Source organism: Chitinophaga sp., assembly GCF_035564935.1.
GTDB lineage: Bacteria > Bacteroidota > Bacteroidia > Chitinophagales > Chitinophagaceae > Chitinophaga.
In genome coordinates, this window is record NZ_DATMTE010000868.1 from 1 (window position 1) to 1,777 (window position 1,777).

The 1,777-nt window shown below is 45.1% G+C and carries 1 protein-coding gene; it reads left to right on the plus strand.

Annotation, left to right across the window (positions count from 1 at the left end; translation table 11 throughout):
• Positions 1-469: 469 nt before the first annotated feature.
• A partial coding sequence (locus VN105_RS22675) for a hypothetical protein (protein WP_325644501.1) occupies positions 470-1,777 on the plus strand: 1,308 nt, incomplete at its 3' end.

Below are 1,777 nucleotides of genomic sequence, written 5' to 3' on the forward strand. Positions count from 1 at the left end.
CTACGCAAAAATACGCAAATGCAAATATTTTTTAAAAGATATTGGATAATTGATTACATTTAAACTCCTTTATAGAACTCATAATCTGTGAGTTATAATGAGTGTTGTACCGTGCCGGAATAAGAATGGAAAGACAGTCCCAATGCCTACTTAGAATCGGTATGTCTGTACAATAACCCATCAAGCCATTTTTACAGCAATGAAAAATCCGAAGTATTTCGGAAGAATTTTTAAGCTGCTAAGAAAAAGATGTTAACTCATTCTTTTCATTGAAGAAAAATTAAAAAATATTCCCCTCACGCTTCGTATTACGATTCTAAAAACATAAAGAAAAACACTTTTGTACTTTGTAAAGTTGGTATTGGTACAAAAAGAGAGGTGCTCACGCCAACAGATTAAAAACGTGAGTAATCAACTATTGTCTAATTGTGCTATTTATATAAAAAAATTAACAAACAAAAATTAAAAGATGAAAAAGACTTTATCAGTCATGATCGGGCTTGTAGTTTCTACCGCGGCGTATAGCCAGGTGGGAATCAATACACCCGATCCCAAAGCCACGTTGGATGTGGCGGCGAAAACCACCGACGGAACAGCCCCGGAGGGATTTATTGCCCCGCGATTAACGGCGGATGCCTTATTTACGGCTTCCCAGGGAACTACACCACAGTATGGTGCCGACCAGGATGGAGCCATTGTGCTTGTTACGCAGCCTCTTAGCGATCCTTCCAGCCAGGTTGGGCAGGTTGTAAACATAGATGCACCGGGATATTATTATTTCGATGCTGCTGCCAACCAATGGAAAAAAGTAGGTGAAGGAAGCATCTATACCACCAACGGTACATTAACCAATGCACGTACGATGGATATGAACAGCAGCACCATGGGATTTGTAAACGGAAGAGTATCGGTAGGTACCAATGCTTCAGATCCTGCTGCTGAGCTTCAGGTAGAAAGTACGACCCGTGGTTTCCTGCCTCCAAGAATGACCAGGGCACAGGTGGATGCCATAGTGAATCCTCCTCCTGGATTAGTTGTATACTGTACCGATTTCTTAGGAGCCGGAAGAGGATGTTTGATGGTGAATGATTCAGTAGATCCTGCTGTTCCTGAATGGGGATCTATGTGCTCATCCAATGCCACGGCACCCAATGTACTGGCGATCGACTGTGCAAGTGCAACAACGGTAGGAAGCGTATTTAGTGGGCAACCAGTGAGCGGGGTGCAGACCACAGTTCCGTACACAGGAGGAAACGGCGGGATTTACCCTGCGGCTACTTTCAATTCTACAGGGGTTACCGGTCTTGTGGCAAGCCTGCCAAGCGGAATGCTGAACAATGGCAACGGAAGCTTTGTATTTAATATTACCGGGACGGCATCTGCTCCGGGAACAGCAAGCTTTACGATTACAGTAGCGGGTCAGACCTGTACCTTCACGATTCCTGTGACAGCAGCTTCTGCAGTGGTAGGATCACTGAACTGCGGTGCAGCATCATTCTCTCCGGCTGCTCTTGCACAGGGAACACCTTATACAGGTTCTTTAACGGTACCATACATCGCAGGAAACGGCCAGCCTTATCCTCAATCCACCTTTATGGTGAACGGGCTAACCTTTACCCTTCCTGCCGGAACATTGAATAACGGAAACGGTAACCTGATCTACAACGTAACAGGAACGCCAGCTACACCGGGAGCAATGACTGTACCGATCTCGTTTGGAGGAACTTCTTGTAACGTAACGACGAACGTAACCAGTGGACTTACCGTGGTTTTACCT